Origin of the sequence: Pseudoalteromonas sp. SIMBA_162 (assembly GCF_046535955.1) — a bacterium.
Classification (GTDB): Bacteria; Pseudomonadota; Gammaproteobacteria; order Enterobacterales; family Alteromonadaceae; genus Pseudoalteromonas; species Pseudoalteromonas marina.
Genome location: NZ_JAWJBQ010001377.1, coordinates 1 through 230, shown reverse-complemented (window position 1 = coordinate 230; position 230 = coordinate 1). Strand labels below are relative to the sequence as shown.

At 59.6% G+C, this 230-nt stretch carries 1 pseudogene; it reads right to left on the bottom strand.

Going from position 1 to position 230, the window contains the following annotated elements:
- Positions 1-230 (bottom strand): annotated as a pseudogene (locus tag R0J88_RS24120) (cytochrome c1); the annotation flags it as partial.

Genomic DNA, 230 nt, shown 5'->3' with positions numbered 1-230 from the left:
TCTTCACCGGCGCCAAGATCGGTGAAGACCAGCTTGCTCAACATCAGATCGTGAGGGATACCCAGATCGTCGGCAACCCGCTCATAACGCTGGAACTTTGCGCTGTGGCAGCCCATGCAGTCGTTGGCAAAGGTACGCGCGCCGTCTTGCAGGGCAGCTTTGTCGGCCAGGTCGATATCGACCTTCTCCAACTCAGGGCCGCCGTGCTCGGCCGCGAAAGACAATACAGG